This is a genomic window from Jiangella ureilytica, from assembly GCF_004348545.1.
GTDB lineage: Bacteria > Actinomycetota > Actinomycetes > Jiangellales > Jiangellaceae > Jiangella > Jiangella ureilytica.
Map to the genome: position 1 here is coordinate 1 of NZ_SMKL01000002.1, position 16210 is coordinate 16210.

The following is a 16210-nucleotide window of genomic DNA, read 5'->3' on the forward strand; positions in this document are numbered from 1 at the left end:
CCTGATCGCCAAACACCTCGACAACAAAGGCAAACGCGGCGCCATGCGCGTGCTCAAACGCCACCTCACCGACGTCATCCACCGCACGCTCCGCCGCGACATCCCACCGCTGACCTGCCACCAGCCAACCGCTTGACATAGAAGCGTCATTCCCAGGCGGGGTCAGGCGATGCGGTGCTCCTCGAGCGCGTCCTCGTCGGGGTCGAGGCCGGCGCCGGGGACCTCGGGGACGGTGACGGTGCCGTCGGGGTTGAGGTCCGGCGTGTGCTTGTACACGCGCCCGGCCATGGCGTTGACCTCTTTCGGGTAGAACTCGAGGAGCGGCGCGTTCGGGATGGCCGCCAGCAGGTGCAGGTGCGCCTGCTGGTCGCCGTGCGGGCAGACGTCCAGGCCGTGCGCCTGCGCCATGGCGGCCACCTTCATGAACTCGGTGACCCCGCCCATGTAGCGGACGTCGGGGTTGAGGATGGCGACGGCCTGGGTGGCGACGAGGTCGCGGAACCCGTGCTTGGTGTACTCGTTCTCGCCGGTCGCGAGCGGGATCGTCGTGTGCGCGGCGATCTTGCGGAAGCCCTCGTAGTCGTCGGGCTGCACGGCCTCCTCGAACCAGAACGGCTCGTACGGCTCGGCCCGCCGCGCGAGCTGGATGGCCTCGTAGTACCGGTAGGCGCAGTTGGCGTCGAGCAGGAGCTTGACGTCGGGACCGACGGCCTCGCGCGCGGCGGCGATGCGGGTGATGTCGTCGTTGACGGGGACGGCGCCGATCTTCATCTTCACGGCGCGAGCACCCAGCGCGACGTACGACGACAGTTCGTCCTGCAGCCCGCCGACACCCTTGCCCTCGGTGTAGTAGCCACCGGCGATGTAGATCGGGATGTCCTTGCGGAAGCCGCCGAGCAGCGCGTACAGCGGCAGCCCGGCCACCTTGGCCTTGATGTCCCAGAGCGCGATGTCGATGGACGACAGCGCCCGGGTCTCGTTGCCGCGACGGCCGGAGAGCTTCGGGCTCCACAGGTCGGCCCAGATGCGCTCGGTCATGAGCGCGTCGCGGCCGACCAGCTGCGGCAGGAACGAGGCGCGCAGCTCGTTCTCGCCGGCCCGCGGCCGGCCGACGCCGTAGCCGGTGACCCCGGCGTCGGTCTCGATCGTCACCACCGTCATCTCCGACGTGGTGTACGTGTGCAGCCCGTTGGTGATCGGGACCTCACGCTTCCACTCGTAGTCGGCGGTCGACACCCGGGTGATGGTGACGCTCATCGGCGCTCCTCGGTGGTCAGTCGCCGGCCGTGCCGACGACGATGCTGCGCAGGTTGGTGAACTCGCGGGCGCCCGCCACGCCGAGCTCGCGGCCGTAGCCGCTGTGCTTCACGCCGCCGAACGGCAGCCGGCTGTCCGACGCGACGACGGCGTTGACGAACAGCGCGCCGGAGGTGATGCCCGCGCCCACGCGCATGGCCCTGTCGGTGTCGCGCGACCACACACTGGCCGCCAGGCCGTACCGCGTGCTGTTGGCCACCTCGACGGCGGTGTCGTCGTCGGGGACGGCGACGACGGCGGCCACGGGGCCGAAGGTCTCCTCCGTCATCACCGCCATCGACGGGGTCACGTTCGCCAGGACGGTGGGGGCGTACCAGCAGCCCGGCCCGTCCATGGGCGCGCCGCCCACCAGCACCCGGGCGCCGTCGGCGACGGAGCGCCGGACCTGGGCGTCGAGGGCGTCGACGAGGTCGGCACGCGCGAGCGGCCCGATCTGCGTCTGCGGGTCGGCCGGGTCGCCGACCACGAGCTCGGCGGTCGCCGCCGCCAGTCGCGTCGCGAACTCGCCGGCCAGGCTCTCGTGCACGACGAACCGCTTGGCCGACAGGCAGCTCTGCCCGCCGTTGAGGTAGCGCGACGCGACGGCCCGGGGCACGACGGCGTCGAGGTCGGCGTCGTCGAGCACGACGAACGGGTCGGACCCGCCCAGCTCGAGCACGCTCTTCTTGATCGCCGCGCCGGCCGCCGACGCGACGGCGGACCCGGCCCGCTCGCTGCCGGTGAGCGTGACGGCGGCGACGCGGTCGTCGGCGATCAGGTCGGACACCACCGAAGCGACGTCGGACTCGGCCAGCACCAGCGCGCCGAACAGCCCCTGCGACAGCCCCGCGTCGAGGCACAGCCGCTCCAGCGCGAGCGCGCAGCCGGTGACGTTCGGCGAGTGCTTCAGCAGCACCGCGTTGCCCGCCACCAGCGCCGGCGCCACGCACCGGATGACCTGCCAGTACGGGAAGTTCCACGGCATGACGGCGAGCAGCACGCCCAGCGGCTCGTACCGCGTCCACGCGCGGGCGCCGGGGCCACCGACGCCGTCGGCGAGCTCGTCGGCCAGCGCCGCCGGGCCGTGCTCGGCGTAGTAGTCGCACGCGGTGGCGCACTTGGCCACCTCGGCCATGGCCTCGCCGATCGGCTTGCCCATCTCGGCGACCGCCAGCTCGGCCAGGCTCTTCTGGTCGCGGCGCAGCGCCTCGCCGATGGCGGCGACCATGCGCGCCCGGTCGTGGCGGTCCGTCCGGGCCCAGTCGGCCTGCGCCCGGACGGCGCGATCCAGCAGGTCGTGCGCCGTCCGGGGGTCCATGACGGGGTACGAGGAGAGCTCGGTCCCCGTGGAGGGGTCGACGGTCGTGACGAAGCCGTGGCTCATGTGGTCCGCTCAGACGTCGATGGTCTCGTAGGTCTTGACCTCGCGGGCCTCGAGGTACTCGACGATGTGACCGAACACGTGCTTCTGGAAGTGCTCCGACGCCTTGTGCGCCTCGTAGCCGTCGGCGTCGGCGTACTGCTCGTAGAGGAAGAACGTGGTGGGGTCGTCGGGCGACACCTGCGCCTGGTAATACAGGCACGCGGCCTCGGCGCGAGACAGCGGGGTCATGGTCTCGATGACCTCGCGGACGCGCCCCTCCTCGCCGGGCTTGGCCTTCCAGACGGCGGCGACGACGAATGCCATGTCAGTCCCTTCGGATGGGGCGGGGGCCCACGCGGTTGCGCAGCACCCCCACCGGTTCGGCTTCCAGCTCGATCACGTCACCGGGCTTGAGCCGGCGATCGAGTTCCAGGCCGGAGCCGCCCTTGGCGGTCCCGGACCCCAGCAGCTCCCCCGGGCGCAGCGTCAGCTCCTCGGAGGCGTAGGCGATGAGGTCGGCGAACGTGTACCGCATGTTGGCGGTGGTGTCGCGACCCCACTCCTCGCCGTTGATGCGCACCGCGAGCCAGGTGTTGCCGGGGTCGATCTCGTCGGACGTGACGATGCACGGCCCGAGCACGTTGGAGCCGTCCCAGTCCTTCGCCTTGCCAGGACCCATGCCGACGGGCAGCTCGCTGCGCTGGGCGTCGCGCGCGGACATGTCGTTCCAGAGCGTGTAGCCGAAGACGTGGTCCAGCGCCTCGCCGGCCTTGATGTCCTTGCCCTGGCTGCCGATGATGACGGCCAGCTCCAGCTCGTGGTCCAGTTCGTCGGTGTAGGCAGGCCAGGGGATCTCCTCCTCCGGCCCGATGACGGTGTCGGGCAGGCCCTTGTAGTAGGCCGGGACCTCGTACCACTCGCCGGGAATCTCGCGGCCCAGCCGGCCGAACGCGTTGATCAGGTGGCCCTCGAAGGCCAGGAAGTCGCGGATGGTGCGTGGCCGCAGCGGCGCCCTCAGCACGGCGCCCGGAACCCGGCGGGTGGTCCCGTGCGGCGCTCCGGCCTCGATGAACGCCACCATGTCGCCGTCGAAACCGAGGTCGACGACGTCGTCGCCGTCGAGGTATCCGACCCGGGTGGCGCCGTCGGCTGCGTACGTCACGTACCGAGTCATCCGCGCGGCCTCCCAACCATTGATTATCGATAATCAATCATTGCGAGCCGACCTTTGTCAAGCATCGGCCGTGGCGTCGAGCAACCGCTGGACCGGCCGGGATACCGCTTCCCCGGCTACACTGTCGATAATCGATATCTGCCCGTGGAGGACGATCCCGTGGAGACGGTGACGCCGAACGTACGGACCGTGACCACGGTTCGCGGCTGCAACCCGAGCGTGGTCACCACCAGCGACGGCGTCGTCGTCATCGACACACCGCAGCTGCCCACCCACGCCCTCCGGCTCCGCGCCGAGGCCGAGCGCGACGGCCCGGTCCGCTACGTCGTCAACACGGAGCACCACGTCGACCACGTCTTCGGCAACCACTGGTTCAAGGGCGCCGGCGAACTGGTCAACCATCGCGAAATCGATCGGCTGTTCATGGTGGGCGGGCCCGAGCTCGAGCCGTTCGGCTACGCCGTCGAGGCGATCCCCACCGACGACCCCGATGGCGCCGCGCTGCTGCCGTCGCGCGAGCAGTACTTCGCCGAGGCGCACCGCGCCTCCGTCGTGTTCACCGGCGACCTCACGCTCACGGTCGGCCGGCACACTTTTCACCTGCTGCACACGCCCGGCCACACCCCCGGCCAGACGGCGGTCTACGTGCCGCAGGAGCGGGTCGTGTTCACCGGCGACACCGTCTTCTCCGAGTGCCAGACCTGGCTGATGAACTCCGACATCGATCAGTGGCTGACGGCGCTCGAACGCATCGCCGGCCTCGACGTCGACCACGTGGTGCCCGGCCACGGGCCGGTGACGACACCGTCGTACCTCGACGTCCAGCGCAAGGTGCTGCTCGAGTGGGTCGACGCCGTCGCCGAGGCCGTCGCCCTGGGCTGGTCGCGCGACGAGACCGTCGAGCGCGTGACGTTCGCCGAGCGCTACCCCGTCGACGTCGGCCAGGGGTACATGATGCAGCACATCCAGACGCTCAACGCCGGCTCGCTGTGGGACAAGCTCGCGCACCGGCGCCCGCAGGAGCAGGAGGACGACGCGTGGCAGCCCTGAACCGCACCGTACTGCGCGAGCAGATCAAGGAACTGATCATCGAGCGCATCCTCGACGGCACCTACCCTCCGGGGACCCGCATCATCGAGCTGCAGCTGGCCCAGGAGTTCGGCGTGAGCCAGGCCCCCATCCGCGAGGCCGTCCGCGACCTCGAGGCGATGCGCTTCATCGAGAGCGAGCCCTACCGGGGCGCCCGCGTGCGCGCCGTCACCGCGAAGGAGCTGGCCGAGATCTACCCGGTCCGGGCCGCGCTCGAGGAGGTGGCCGGCCGGGCCGCCGCCCCACTCGTCACCGACGACCTCCTCACCGGCCTCGAGTCCGAGCTCACCGGCATGCGCGAGGCCGCCGTGCGCAACGACGTCCACCAGCAGCTCGTGCACGACGCCCGGTTCCACGAGCTGATCCTCGAGGCGGCCGGCAACCAGACGCTGCTCGAGGTGTGGCGGTCGCTGCGCATCGAGGCGCGCACGCTGGTCACCGTCATCACCTCCGAGTTCGACCTCGGCGCCATCGCCGAGACGCACGTCCCGGTGCTCGAGGCGCTGCGCCGCCGCGACCCCGAGCTCGCGGGCACCGAGATGCGCAGCCACATCGAGCGCTTCGGCGCCGCCCTGCAGCTCAAGACCCAGAGCTGAGTCACACGCGGTTGACCGTCGCTTCAGCGCGCCCGTATTCTGTTATTCAGACAATAACTTCCGAATAGCGGAATTCTAGGAGCGCGATCATGGCGGGTATCGAGGTCACCGGTCCTCTGCACGAACGGTTCGACGAGGTGCTGACCCCGACGGCGCTGGGCCTCATCGAGCGGCTGCACCGCGAGCTGAACCCGCGCCGGCTCGAGCTGCTGCAGCGCCGTGCCGAGCGCACGGCCGCCATCGCCGGCGGCGCCCAGCTCGACTTCCTCGCCGAGACCGCGGACGTCCGGGCCGACGACTCGTGGCGGGTCGCCCCGCCCGCGCCGGGACTCGAGGACCGCCGGGTCGAGATCACCGGCCCCACCGACCGCAAGATGACCATCAACGCGCTCAACTCCGGCGCCAAGGTGTGGCTGGCCGACCAGGAGGACGCCAACACCCCGCTGTGGGAGAACGTCGTCGGCGGGCAGCTCAACCTGCTCGACGCCGTCGAGGGGACCATCGAGTTCACCAGCCCCGAGGGCAAGCACTATGCCCTGCGCGACGACCAGCCGCTGGCCACCATCGTCGTCCGGCCGCGCGGCTGGCACCTGCCCGAGAAGCACATCCTGGTCGACGGCGAGGCGACGTCCGGGAGCCTGGTCGACTTCGCGCTCTACCTCGCGACCACCGGGCAGAAGCAGATCGACCGCGGTCAGGGCCCGTACTTCTACCTGCCGAAGATGGAGAGCCACCTCGAGGCGCGGCTGTGGAACGACGCGTTCCTCATCGGCCAGGAGGCGCTGGGCATCCCGCGCGGCACCATCCGCGCCACCGTCCTCATCGAGACCTACCCGGCGGCGTTCGAGATGGAGGAGATCCTCTACGAGCTGCGCGAGCACTCGGCGGGCCTCAACGCCGGCCGCTGGGACTACATGTTCAGCGTCATCAAGAACTACCGCACGCGCGGCTCGGACTGGGTGCTGCCGGACCGCAACTCTGTCACCATGACCGTGCCGTTCATGCGCGCCTACACCGAGCTGCTGGTCCGCACGTGCCACAAGCGCGGCGCGCACGCCATCGGCGGCATGGCGGCGTTCATCCCCAGCCGCGACCCCGAGATCAACGCGGCCGCGTTCGCGAAGGTCCAGGACGACAAGACGCGCGAGGCCGGCGACGGCTTCGACGGCTCCTGGGTGGCGCACCCCGGCATGGTCGAGACCTGCCGCGACGCGTTCACCGCCGTCCTCGGCAACCGGCCGAACCAGATCGACCGCACCCGCGACGACGTCGACGTCACGGCCGCGCAGCTCCTCGACGTCGCCTCGACGCCGGGTGAGGTCACCGAGGCCGGCCTGCGCAGCAACATCTCCGTCGGCGTGCAGTACCTCGCCGCCTGGCTGGGCGGCCTCGGCGCCGTCGGCATCAACAACCTCATGGAGGACGCCGCCACCGCGGAGATCAGCCGCAGCCAGGTCTGGCAGTGGCGGCACAACGGGGTCAAGCTCGCCGACGGCCAGCAGGTCACCCGCGAGCTGGTCGAGCGGCTCATCGACGAGGAGTGCGCGGCCATCGAGCAGCGCGTCGGCGCCGAGGCCTTCGGCGGCGGCCACTGGGCCGAGGCGCGGGCCACCTTCACCGACCTCTCACTCGCCGACGAGTACGTCGACTTCCTCACCCTGCCCGCCTACGACCGGATGCCCTGACGAACGACGCCGCCCCGAGCCCTCCGGTGCGGAGGACTCGGGGCGGCCGGCCGTCCGGGGTCAGGCGGTTGCGTGGGCCGCGTGCTTGACGGCGGTGGCGACGGCCGGGGCGACCTCGGGGTCGAACACCGACGGGACGATGTAGCTGGCGTTGACCTGCTCGGGGCCGACGGCGTCGGCGATGGCCCGGGCCGCGGCGAGCATGGCGGCGTCGGTGATCTCGTGTGCACCGGCATCGAGCATGCCGCGGAAGAACCCGGGGAACGCCAGCACGTTGTTGATCTGGTTCGGGAAGTCCGACCGGCCGGTGGCCACGACGGCGGCGTGCTCGCGCGCCGCGATGGGGTCGACCTCGGGGTCGGGGTTGGCCAGCGCGAACACGATGGCGTCGTCGGCCATGGTGGCGATGTCCTCGCCGGTGAGCAGGTTCGGGCCGGAGACGCCGATGAAGACGTCGGCGCCGGCCAGCACCTCCTTGAGCGTGCCGGTGGCGCCGCGCGGGTTGGTGTTCTCGGCGATCCAGCGGCGGAACTCGTCGCGGCCCTCGCCGTTGGGGTGCACGGCGCCGCGGCGGTCGCAGGCGACGATGTCGGTGACGCCCTGGGCGTGCAGCAGCCGGATGATCGCATGGCCGGCCGCGCCCACGCCGCTGACGACCACGCGGACGTCGTCGAGCGACTTCCGGACCACGCGAAGCGCGTTGTAGAGCGCCGCCAGCACGACGATGGCGGTGCCGTGCTGGTCGTCGTGGAAGACGGGGATGTCGAGGGCCTCGCGCAGCCGCGCCTCGATCTCGAAGCAGCGCGGCGCCGCGATGTCCTCGAGGTTGATGCCGCCGTAGACCGGCGCCAAAGCTCGAACGATCTCGACGATGTTGTCCACGTCCTGGGTGTCGAGGCAGACCGGCCAGGCGTCGACGCCGGCGAACTGCTTGAACAGCGCCGCCTTGCCCTCCATGACCGGCAGCGCGGCGGCCGGGCCGATGTTGCCCAGGCCCAGGACGGCCGACCCGTCGGTGACGACGGCGACGGTGTTGCGCTTGATGGTGAGCCGGCGCGCGTCCTCGGGGTTCTCGGCGATGGCGAGGCACACCCGCGCGACGCCGGGCGTGTAGGCGCGGGAGAGGTCGTCGCGGTGCTTGAGCGGCACCTTCGGGTTCACCTCGAGCTTGCCGCCGAGGTGGATGAGGAACGTCCGATCGCTCACCTTCCGGACGGTGACGCCGGCGACCTGCGTCAGCGCCTTGGTGATCGACTCGGCGTGGTCGGAGTCGACGGCGTCACAGGTGACGTCGACGACCAGCCGGTCGGCGAACGACTCGACCACGTCGAGAGCGGTCAGCGCGCCCCCGGCCGCGCTGACGGCGGCCGCCAGGCCACTGGTGGCCGTCGACGAGGACGGCGCCTCGACGCGGACCGTGATCGCGTATCCCGGGCTGGGCGTTGCCATGCTCAATCTCCAAAGTTCGTAATGCGGACGTTAGTATCTGCTGTGTGGAAACCGACTCGTCGTCGCGGCCTCGCTCGGGTGGTGTGCAGTCGGTCGAGCGCGCGTTCGGCCTGCTCGAAACCATGGCCGACCACGGCGGCAGCATGGGGTTGTCCCAGCTGGCCACGGTCTCGCGACTGCCACTGCCGACCATCCACCGCATCGTCCGGACCCTCGTCGACCTCGGCTACCTGCGTCAGGAGCCGTCGCGACGCTACGCTCTCGGGCCGCGCCTGATCAGGCTCGGCGAGAGCTCCTCGACCATGCTCAGCACGTGGGCGCGGCCGCAGCTCACTCGCCTGGTCGACGAGCTGGGCGAGTCGGCGAACCTCGCGATGCTCGACGGTGACCAGATCGTATACGTCGCCCAGGTGCCGTCGCGCCATTCGATGCGGATGTTCACCGAGGTCGGCCGCCGCGTCTGGCCGCACTGCACCGCGGTCGGCAAGGCCGTGCTGGCCACCCTGCCGGAGCGGACGGTGCACGAGATGCTGCAACGCACCGGCATGCCGAAGCAGACCGAGCACACCATCACCGACCCGGCCGCGTTCGCCCGCGAGATCGCCCACACCGCCGAGCGCGGCTACGCCATGGACGACGGCGAGCAGGAGATCGGAGTGCGCTGCGTCGCCGTCGTCGTGCCCGACGTGCCCTCGAAGCTCGGCCTGTCGATCTCGGGTCCGTCGTCGCGGGTCACCGACGAGCTGGTCGAGCGCGCGGTGCCGCTGCTGACCCGGGCCGCCCGCGAGCTCTCCGACGAGCTGAACGGCCAGACCCGGGCCTGACGCCGTCGGCGCCGTCACCGCCTGGCCTTCGGCAGCGGCACCCCGCGGATCGACGCGTCCAGGATCTCGATGGGGTGCACCAGCGGGATGTCCTCGCTGAGGAACCGGCGCACCTGGAGCAGGCAGCCGGCGTTCGCGGTGGCGATGACGTCCGGCGCCGTCGACTCGATGTGCGCGGCCTTGCGCCGGCCCAGCTCCTCGGCGGCGTCGGGCTGGACGAGGTTGTAGATGCCGGCCGACCCGCAGCAGATGTCCGCCTCGGGGATGTCGGTGACCTCGACGCCGGGGACGGCGCGCAGCAGGTCGCGCGGCTGCTTGCGGATGCGCTGGGCGTTCGCGAGGTGGCAGGCGTCGTGGTAGGCGACCTTGGCCCGGACGGGGTGCCGGGGCGCCCGCGGCGCCAGCTCGGCGAGCAGCTCGTTGACGTCGCGGACCGCCGCGGCGAACCGGGCGGCCCGCTCGGCGTACCGGGGGTCGTCGCGCAGCAGCTGCCCGTACTCCTTCATGGACGAGCCGCAGCCGGCGACGTTGACGACGACCACATCGGCCTCGGCCCGCTCGAAGGTGTCGATGAGCGTGCGGGCACGCGCGGCGGCGTCGTCCTCGAGGCCGGCGTGCAGGTTCAGCGCGCCGCAGCACTGCTGGCCCTGCGGCACCACGACCTCGCAGCCCTCGGCCGCCAGCACCCGCATGGTCGCGGCGTTGACGTCGCCGAACAGCACCCGCTGGGCACAGCCCTCGAGCATGGCGACCCGCAGCCGCTTCTCGCCCGCCGCGGGCGCACCGGCGGGCAGCCGGCGGAACAGCGACCGCACCGGCACCGGCGGCAGCAGGTCCTCGGCGGCGCGCAGCTGGGCCGGCAGCCGGTTCATGATCCCGAGCGAGTGCGCGAGCCGGCGCAGCCCGAGCCGCCGGTACAGCACGCCGAGCACCGCCGCGGCCCGCATGCGCGCCGGGTAGGGGAACACCGCGAAGATCCCCCGGCGCACGAGCCGGTCGAGGCGGGTGCGCGGGACGTGCCGCTCGAGCTGCGGCCGGGTGGCCTCGAGCAGCAGGTCGTACTGGACGCCCGACGGGCACGCCGTGACGCAGGCCAGACAGCCCAGGCAGGAGTCGATGTGCCCGGCCATCGTGCGGTCGAGCGGGATCTCGCCGCGCTGGGCCAGGTCCATGAGGTAGATGCGCCCGCGCGGGGAGTCCATCTCCTCGCCGTCGATGAGGTACGTCGGACACGTCGGCAGGCAGAACCCGCAGTGCACGCAGTCGTCGAGCAGGTCGCGCCGCGGCGGGTGGTGCGCGTCGAACGAGCCGGTGTCGCCGGGGATCAGAACCATGGCGCGAACCTTCCCTTGCCGAGCCGGTCGTCGGGATCGAACGCGCGCTTGACCGCGCGCAGGACGGCGACGGCGGGCGGCGGCTCGCCCCAGGCGGGCAGCAGGTCACGCAGGCCGCCGGTCCATCGGCACACGGTGACGGCCGGCGCCGCCTCTCGCAGGTTCTCCACGACGGCGGCGTGCGCGGCCGCCGTCCCGCCGCGCAGCCGGACGGTGTGCGCGCCGGCGAACGGGCTGCTCGACATGGCGGCGTCGACGGCGTTCGCCGCGGCCTCGCGGGCCACCAGCGCCGCCAGCGACGGCGTGCGGTCCGGCGCCGTGCCGAGGCGGACGACGGTGTCGCCCTCCTCGCCGTGCACGACGCGGCCGACGCCCTGCCAGACATCGGCCGCCGCGTCGGTGGCGTCGGGTCCGGCGAGCGCCCGCGCCCGGCGCAGGCGGTCGTCGACGCCGCCGGCGGTCCCGTCGAACCGGGCCAGCAGCGTCGCGTCACACCACTCGACCGCGACGGGTTCGAGTGAGCCGTGCACCAGCCGGCCCCCGAGGTCGAACGCCGCGGCCGCATCGCACGGGACCGCCAGGGTCGCCGTCGCCGCCGGGCGCGGGCGCAGCCGCAGGATCACCTCGGCCAGCACGCCCAGGGTGCCGAGCGAGCCGTGGAACAGCTTGGCGAGGTCGTAGCCGGCGACGTTCTTGATGACATGGCCGCCGGAGCGGGCCACCGTCGCGTCGGCCAGCACCACCGTCACACCGATGACGCAGTCGCGCAGGCTGCCGAACGTGTGCCGCACCGGGCCGGCGTCGGCCGTGGCCAGCAGCCCGCCGACGGTGGCGCCCTCGGCCGCGCGGGCGGGGTCGAGCGCCACCCACTGGGCGTTCTGTGCCAGCGTGCCCTGCAGCGTGGCGAACGGCATCCCGGCCTGCACGGCCACCGTCATGTCGGTGGGGTTGTAGCTGATGAGGCCGCTCATCGCGGTGATGTCGAGGACGGCGTCGTGCTCGGTCCGGCCGCCCCAGCCGGCGGCGGTGCCGGCGCCGGCGACGGCCAGCCGCTGCCCGGAACGGGCGCTGTCGGCCAGGGCGTCGCGCAGCTCGGCGAGGCTCGCCGGCCGGTGGGTGACGACGGTGCCGGTCATAGCCGCTCGATCACCCCCGCCTCCTCCAGCGGGTGTGGCCGGTACTTCCCGGGCCGCTCTCCGCAGAGCCGCGGCGTCGGGAACACCTTGCCGGGATTGCACAGGCCGTCGGGGTCGAACGCCGAGCGCAGCCGCAGCATGGTCGCGAGGTCGTCCTCGCCGAACATCCGCGGCATCGAGCAGGCCTTGTCGGCGCCGATGCCGTGCTCGCCCGAGAGCGACCCGCCGAGCTCGACGCACAGCTCCGCGATGTGCGTCGACAGGTGCTCGGCGCGGTCGTGCTGCCCCTCGGCCTCGCTGTAGAGGACGAGCGGGTGCAGGTTGCCGTCGCCGGCGTGGAAGACGTTCGCGACCCGGATGCCGGCGTCGTCGGCCATGGCGGCGATGCGGCCGAGCACCTCGGCCAGCCGGCCGCGCGGCACGACGCCGTCCTGGACGAAGTAGTTGGGGCTGATCCGCCCGACCGCGGCGAACGCGGCCTTGCGGCCCTTCCAGATCAGCGCGCGGTGGTCGGCGTCGGCGGCCAGCATGATCTTCGTGCTGCCGTGCGCCCGGCAGATCTCCTGGACCTCGTCGAACTGCTCGGCGACGTCGTCGGGCGGGCCGTCCAGCTCGACGACCAGCGCGGCGGCGGTGTCGGCGGTGAAGACGCTCTCGGTCGACGCGGCGACCGCCTGGATGGCGAGGTTGTCGAGCATCTCGACCGCCGCCGGGACGATGCCGGCGGCGATGATGCCGGTGACCGCGTCGCCCGCGCCGGCCACCGTCGCGAAGTCGGCGACCATGGTGCGGACGGCGGCGGGCAATGCCTGCAGCCGCACGGTCACCTGCGTGACGATGCCCAGCGTGCCCTCGGAGCCGATGAACGCGCCGAGCAGGTCGTAGCCGGGCAGCTGCGTCGACTCGCCGCCGAGCGTGGTGACGGTGCCGTCGGCCAGCACGACCTCGGCGGCCAGCACGTGGTTGACGGTGAAGCCGTACTTCAGGCAGTGCGCGCCGCCGGAGTTCTCCGCGACGTTGCCGCCGATGGTGCAGACCTGCTGACTGGACGGGTCCGGCGCGTAGTAGAGCCCGTACGGCGCGGCGGCCTTGCTGATGTCGAGGTTCGTGACGCCCGGCTCGACGACGGCGCGCAGGTTGACGGGGTCGACCTCGACGACGCGGCGCAGCCGCTGCAGCGAGACGACGATGCCGTCGGCCACCGGGAGCGCCCCGCCGGACAGCCCGGTGCCGGCCCCGCGGGCGACGAACGGCACGCCGTGCCGGGCACAGACCCGGACGGCCGCGGCCACCTCGGCGGCCGACCGCGGCAGCACGACCATCGCCGGGACCACCCGGTAGCCGGTGAGACCGTCACACTCGTAGGTGCGCAGCCGGGCCGGGTCGGTGATGACGTTCTCGCGCCCCAGGGCCTCGGTCAGCTCGGCAACCCAGGTCATATTCCGCAATCCGGAACACGTCGCCTCGCCATACGGATACCTTAGATCCGGCGCCAGGGGCGGTCAACGGCCCCGCCAGGGGCGTCGTTCCGGCCGCATCGCGCACGGGAGCGCAACCTATAGGATCACGGTCGCATTTCCGTTGTGTTGCCTCGCGGTAAAGCCGCAGGATCCGCTGCTGAGCTGCACCGTTACCGGTTGGCGGACACTCCGCGCCGAGCAGCCGATCGGATAGGATCTCGCCTGTTCGCGCGGAGGGAGTTGCATCGTGTCCACGGGCGCCGTCACCACCGGCATCGCCGGGCTCGCACCGCTGAACCGCATGCAACGCGCCGGCCGCACCGCGCCACACGTCCGCGACCTCCTCGAAGAGGCCATCCTGCAGGGCGTGCTGCTGCCGGGGGCGCACCTCAACGCCGACGGCCTGGCCAAGCAGCTCGGCATCAGCCACATCCCGGTCCGCGAGGCGCTGCGCGCCCTCGGCGTCGACGGCTGGATCGAGTTCCGGCCGCACCAGGGCGCGTTCGTCCGGGGCCGCAGCGAGCAGGAGCTGGCCGACCTGTTCGAGAGCCGCACGTTCCTCGAGGCGCACGCCGCCACGCTGGCGGCCGAGCGGCGCACCGGCGAGCAGCTGGCCATCCTCGACGACATCCTCGCCCGGCAGCGGCGCTCCACGGACCCCGTCGAGCTGGCCCGCATCAACGCCGAGTTCCACAGCGCCATGGCCGACTGCTCGCAGAACACCCTCATGGCCGGGTTCGTACGCACCCTGAGCATGCGGGCGCGGTTCTACTTCTCCACCGTCCCGCCGCGGCGCCAGGACACCTCCCGCCGGCAGCACGAGGGGCTGGTCGACGCGATCCGGCGGCGCGACAGCGCGGCGGCCGGCCAGCTGGCCCGCGAGCACGTGGCCGCCACGAGGCGCGACGTCCGCGCCGACCTGCACGCCCCCTGACCTTCCCGGTCCCCCGCCCCGGAATGACCACGTTCACCACCCGATTCCCTGCGCCACGAGGCCTGCGGACCTCGTGATGCCCGCGATGTCCTCGTGACGGAGCATCACGAGGATCGCGCGCGCGTCACGAGGCCTACAGGCCTGGTCTGGCACCCGATCGGGTGGTGAACGTGATCACTCCGGGAGGGGAGACGGCGACGCGCCGCCGCGAACCCTGGACGGGGGTCGCGACGGCGCGTCGTGTGCGTGCTGAGCCGTCAGTCGCGGCGGCGGCCGTAGCCACCCGACGGGCGGCCGCGGCCGGCGCCGGCGCCGGCGCCCTTGTACGGGCGGCCCGAGCCGGACCGGTTCGGCCGGCCGTTGCCGGACGAGCGCGGCCGCTCGCGCTCCGGCGCCATGGCCGGGGCGTCGGCGAGCGACGTCGGGGTGATGGGACCCTCGACGACGCGGGCGTCGACGTTCTTGGCGGTGACGCCGGCGCGGCGGAACAGCTCGCCCAGGCCACGCACCTGCCGCGGGGTCGCGACGGTGACGACGGCGCCCGTGGCACCGGCGCGGGCCGTGCGGCCGGAGCGGTGCAGATAGGACTTGGGCTCGCCGGCCGGGTCGAAGTGCACGACCATGCCGACGCCGTCGACGTGGATGCCGCGGGCCGCGACGTCGGTGGCGACGACCACCTTGGCACGGCCGGAGCGGAACCGGTCGAGGTTGCGCTCGCGGACCCGCTGCGACAGGTCGCCGTGCAGGTCGACGGCGGCGACGCCGGCGTCTTCGAGGTCCTCGGCGAGGCGCGTGGCGCCGTCCTTGGTGCGGGTGAAGACGATGCTGCGCGGGTTCGCCTTCATCAGCTCGGTCATGACCTCGAGCTTGTTGTAGGGGCCGACCACGAGCACGTGGTGGTCCATGGTCGTGACGGAGCCGGCGTCGGGGTCGACCTCGTGCTTGGCCGCGTTGTTCAGGTGCCGGCGGACCAGCCTGTCGACGTCGCCGTCGAGCGTGGCCGACAGCAGCATGCGCTGCCCGCCCTCGGGCGTGGCCGCGAGGAGCTCGTCGACCACCGGGAAGAAGCCGAGGTCGCACAGGTGGTCGGCTTCGTCGAGCGCGACGACCTCGACGTCGTCGAGCTTGCAGACGCCCTTCTCGATGAGGTCGCTCAGGCGGCCCGGGGTGGCGACGACGACGTCGGCGCCGCGGTCGAGCCGGCGGATCTGCCGGTCGTACGGCGCGCCGCCGTAGACGGTGACCATGCGCAGCCGCAGCGCCTCGGCCAGCGGCTCGAGCGCGGTGGTGACCTGGCCGGCCAGCTCGCGGGTCGGGACGACGATGAGCGCCCGCGGCCGGTTCGGCTCGCTGCGCTTGCCGTCGAGACGGGCGAGGATGGGCAGGCCGAACGCCAGCGTCTTGCCGGAGCCGGTCTTGGCGCGGCCGAGGACGTCGCGGCCGGCGAGGGCGTCGGGCATGACGGCAGCCTGGACCGGAGTCGGCTCGACGATGCCGTCGACGCCGAGGATCTTCACGACGCGGTCCGGCACGCCCATGGTGGCGAACGCCGAGCCGGCCGGGTCGAACGCGTCGATGGCGGCCCGGCGGGCGGGGTCGAAGGAACGGCGCTCGGCGGGGCGGCCGCCCTGGCGGCGGTCGCCGCGGAACGGCCGTCGGCCGTCGCCGTCACGACGGAAACCGCCCTCGCGGCGGTAGCCACCGCTCTCGCCGCGGTAGCCGCCCTCGCGGCGCGGACCGCCACTGCGGTCGGTTCGCTGCTGGCGGTAGCCGGAGGAGGAACGGGAATCGGTGCCGGTCGAACCGCCGGCGGGGTCGTACGAAGTCACTGTGCTCCGAATCGGTAGAGCGCGGGCGCGCACCCCAGCAC

General features: G+C 72.4%; 14 protein-coding genes. 5 read left to right on the top strand and 9 right to left on the bottom strand.

What is annotated here, in order from left to right; all coding sequences use genetic code 11:
• Positions 1–162 precede the first annotated feature (162 nt).
• Genes E1212_RS01000 through E1212_RS01015 form a run of 4 tightly spaced genes read right to left on the bottom strand, consistent with a single transcriptional unit; the run spans position 163 to position 3821 of the window.
• Positions 163–1257 carry a mandelate racemase/muconate lactonizing enzyme family protein gene (locus E1212_RS01000; protein WP_131977799.1) on the bottom strand — a complete coding sequence of 365 codons (1095 nt, stop codon included), beginning with the start codon at positions 1255–1257 and terminating at the stop codon, positions 163–165.
• Positions 1258–1273: 16 nt separating this feature from the next.
• Positions 1274–2680: an NAD-dependent succinate-semialdehyde dehydrogenase gene (locus E1212_RS01005; RefSeq protein WP_131977802.1), complete on the bottom strand. Its 1407-nt coding sequence runs from the start codon at positions 2678–2680 to the stop codon at positions 1274–1276.
• 9 nt (positions 2681–2689) lie between these two features.
• On the bottom strand, positions 2690–2983 hold the full coding sequence (locus E1212_RS01010; protein ID WP_131977805.1) for a putative quinol monooxygenase: 294 nt from the start codon (positions 2981–2983) through the stop codon (positions 2690–2692).
• Between the two features lies 1 nt (position 2984).
• The gene (locus E1212_RS01015) at positions 2985–3821 is read right to left on the bottom strand and encodes a fumarylacetoacetate hydrolase family protein (protein ID WP_203416118.1); all 837 of its coding nucleotides are present in this window, start codon (positions 3819–3821) and stop codon (positions 2985–2987) included.
• 201 nt (positions 3822–4022) lie between these two features.
• Between E1212_RS01015 and E1212_RS01020 the strand changes: the two genes are divergently transcribed.
• The 3 genes from E1212_RS01020 (at position 4023) to aceB (ending at position 7203) form a co-directional block, all read left to right on the top strand.
• Positions 4023–4883: an MBL fold metallo-hydrolase gene (locus tag E1212_RS01020; protein WP_203416120.1), complete on the top strand. Its 861-nt coding sequence runs from the start codon at positions 4023–4025 to the stop codon at positions 4881–4883.
• A complete protein-coding gene (locus E1212_RS01025; RefSeq protein ID WP_131977814.1) occupies positions 4871–5518 on the top strand; it encodes a GntR family transcriptional regulator in 648 nt (215 codons plus the stop codon). The genes E1212_RS01020 and E1212_RS01025 overlap by 13 nt, the downstream gene beginning before the upstream one ends.
• Before the next feature lie 89 nt (positions 5519–5607).
• Positions 5608–7203, top strand: coding sequence for a malate synthase A (gene aceB, locus E1212_RS01030; protein WP_131977817.1), 1596 nt, complete (start codon positions 5608–5610; stop codon positions 7201–7203).
• Positions 7204–7263: 60 nt separating this feature from the next.
• On the opposite strand, the gene E1212_RS01035 is transcribed toward aceB, so the two are convergent.
• Positions 7264–8652, bottom strand: coding sequence for an NAD-dependent malic enzyme (locus tag E1212_RS01035; RefSeq protein WP_131977820.1), 1389 nt, complete (start codon positions 8650–8652; stop codon positions 7264–7266).
• A 44-nt stretch (positions 8653–8696) separates the two neighbouring features.
• On the opposite strand from E1212_RS01035, the gene E1212_RS01040 reads away from it, so the two are divergent.
• Positions 8697–9476: an IclR family transcriptional regulator gene (locus E1212_RS01040; RefSeq protein WP_131977823.1), complete on the top strand. Its 780-nt coding sequence runs from the start codon at positions 8697–8699 to the stop codon at positions 9474–9476.
• 14 nt (positions 9477–9490) lie between these two features.
• Here the strand turns inward: E1212_RS01040 and E1212_RS01045 are convergent, their stop codons facing one another.
• The 3 genes from E1212_RS01045 to E1212_RS01055 are packed head-to-tail and all read right to left on the bottom strand — an operon-like array spanning position 9491 to position 13385.
• Positions 9491–10810 carry a (Fe-S)-binding protein gene (locus tag E1212_RS01045; RefSeq protein ID WP_131977825.1) on the bottom strand — a complete coding sequence of 440 codons (1320 nt, stop codon included), beginning with the start codon at positions 10808–10810 and terminating at the stop codon, positions 9491–9493.
• The gene (locus tag E1212_RS01050) at positions 10801–11946 is read right to left on the bottom strand and encodes an FAD-binding oxidoreductase (RefSeq protein WP_131977828.1); all 1146 of its coding nucleotides are present in this window, start codon (positions 11944–11946) and stop codon (positions 10801–10803) included. The genes E1212_RS01045 and E1212_RS01050 overlap by 10 nt, the downstream gene beginning before the upstream one ends.
• Entirely contained in the window at positions 11943–13385 is a 1443-nt protein-coding gene (locus tag E1212_RS01055) for an FAD-linked oxidase C-terminal domain-containing protein (RefSeq protein WP_131977831.1), read from the bottom strand. Before E1212_RS01055 ends, E1212_RS01050 begins: the two co-directional genes overlap by 4 nt.
• 268 nt (positions 13386–13653) lie before the next feature.
• Between E1212_RS01055 and E1212_RS01060 the strand changes: the two genes are divergently transcribed.
• The gene (locus tag E1212_RS01060; RefSeq protein WP_131977834.1) at positions 13654–14340 is read left to right on the top strand and encodes a GntR family transcriptional regulator; all 687 of its coding nucleotides are present in this window, start codon (positions 13654–13656) and stop codon (positions 14338–14340) included.
• A gap of 257 nt (positions 14341–14597) precedes the next feature.
• Here the strand turns inward: E1212_RS01060 and E1212_RS01065 are convergent, their stop codons facing one another.
• On the bottom strand, positions 14598–16169 hold the full coding sequence (locus E1212_RS01065; protein ID WP_131977837.1) for a DEAD/DEAH box helicase: 1572 nt from the start codon (positions 16167–16169) through the stop codon (positions 14598–14600).
• Between the last annotated feature and the right edge of the window lie 41 nt (positions 16170–16210).

What these genes read in the sequence shown, in the direction of transcription:
- E1212_RS01000 (WP_131977799.1), bottom strand. Translation starts at nt 1,257, where the DNA reads ATGAGCGTCACCATCACCCGGGTGTCGACCGCCGACTACGAGTGGAAG.
- E1212_RS01005 (WP_131977802.1), bottom strand. Translation starts at nt 2,680, where the DNA reads ATGAGCCACGGCTTCGTCACGACCGTCGACCCCTCCACGGGGACCGAG.
- E1212_RS01010 (WP_131977805.1), bottom strand. Translation starts at nt 2,983, where the DNA reads ATGGCATTCGTCGTCGCCGCCGTCTGGAAGGCCAAGCCCGGCGAGGAG.
- aceB (WP_131977817.1), top strand. Translation starts at nt 5,608, where the DNA reads ATGGCGGGTATCGAGGTCACCGGTCCTCTGCACGAACGGTTCGACGAG.
- E1212_RS01035 (WP_131977820.1), bottom strand. Translation starts at nt 8,652, where the DNA reads ATGGCAACGCCCAGCCCGGGATACGCGATCACGGTCCGCGTCGAGGCG.
- E1212_RS01045 (WP_131977825.1), bottom strand. Translation starts at nt 10,810, where the DNA reads ATGGTTCTGATCCCCGGCGACACCGGCTCGTTCGACGCGCACCACCCG.
- E1212_RS01050 (WP_131977828.1), bottom strand. Translation starts at nt 11,946, where the DNA reads ATGACCGGCACCGTCGTCACCCACCGGCCGGCGAGCCTCGCCGAGCTG.
- E1212_RS01055 (WP_131977831.1), bottom strand. Translation starts at nt 13,385, where the DNA reads ATGACCTGGGTTGCCGAGCTGACCGAGGCCCTGGGGCGCGAGAACGTC.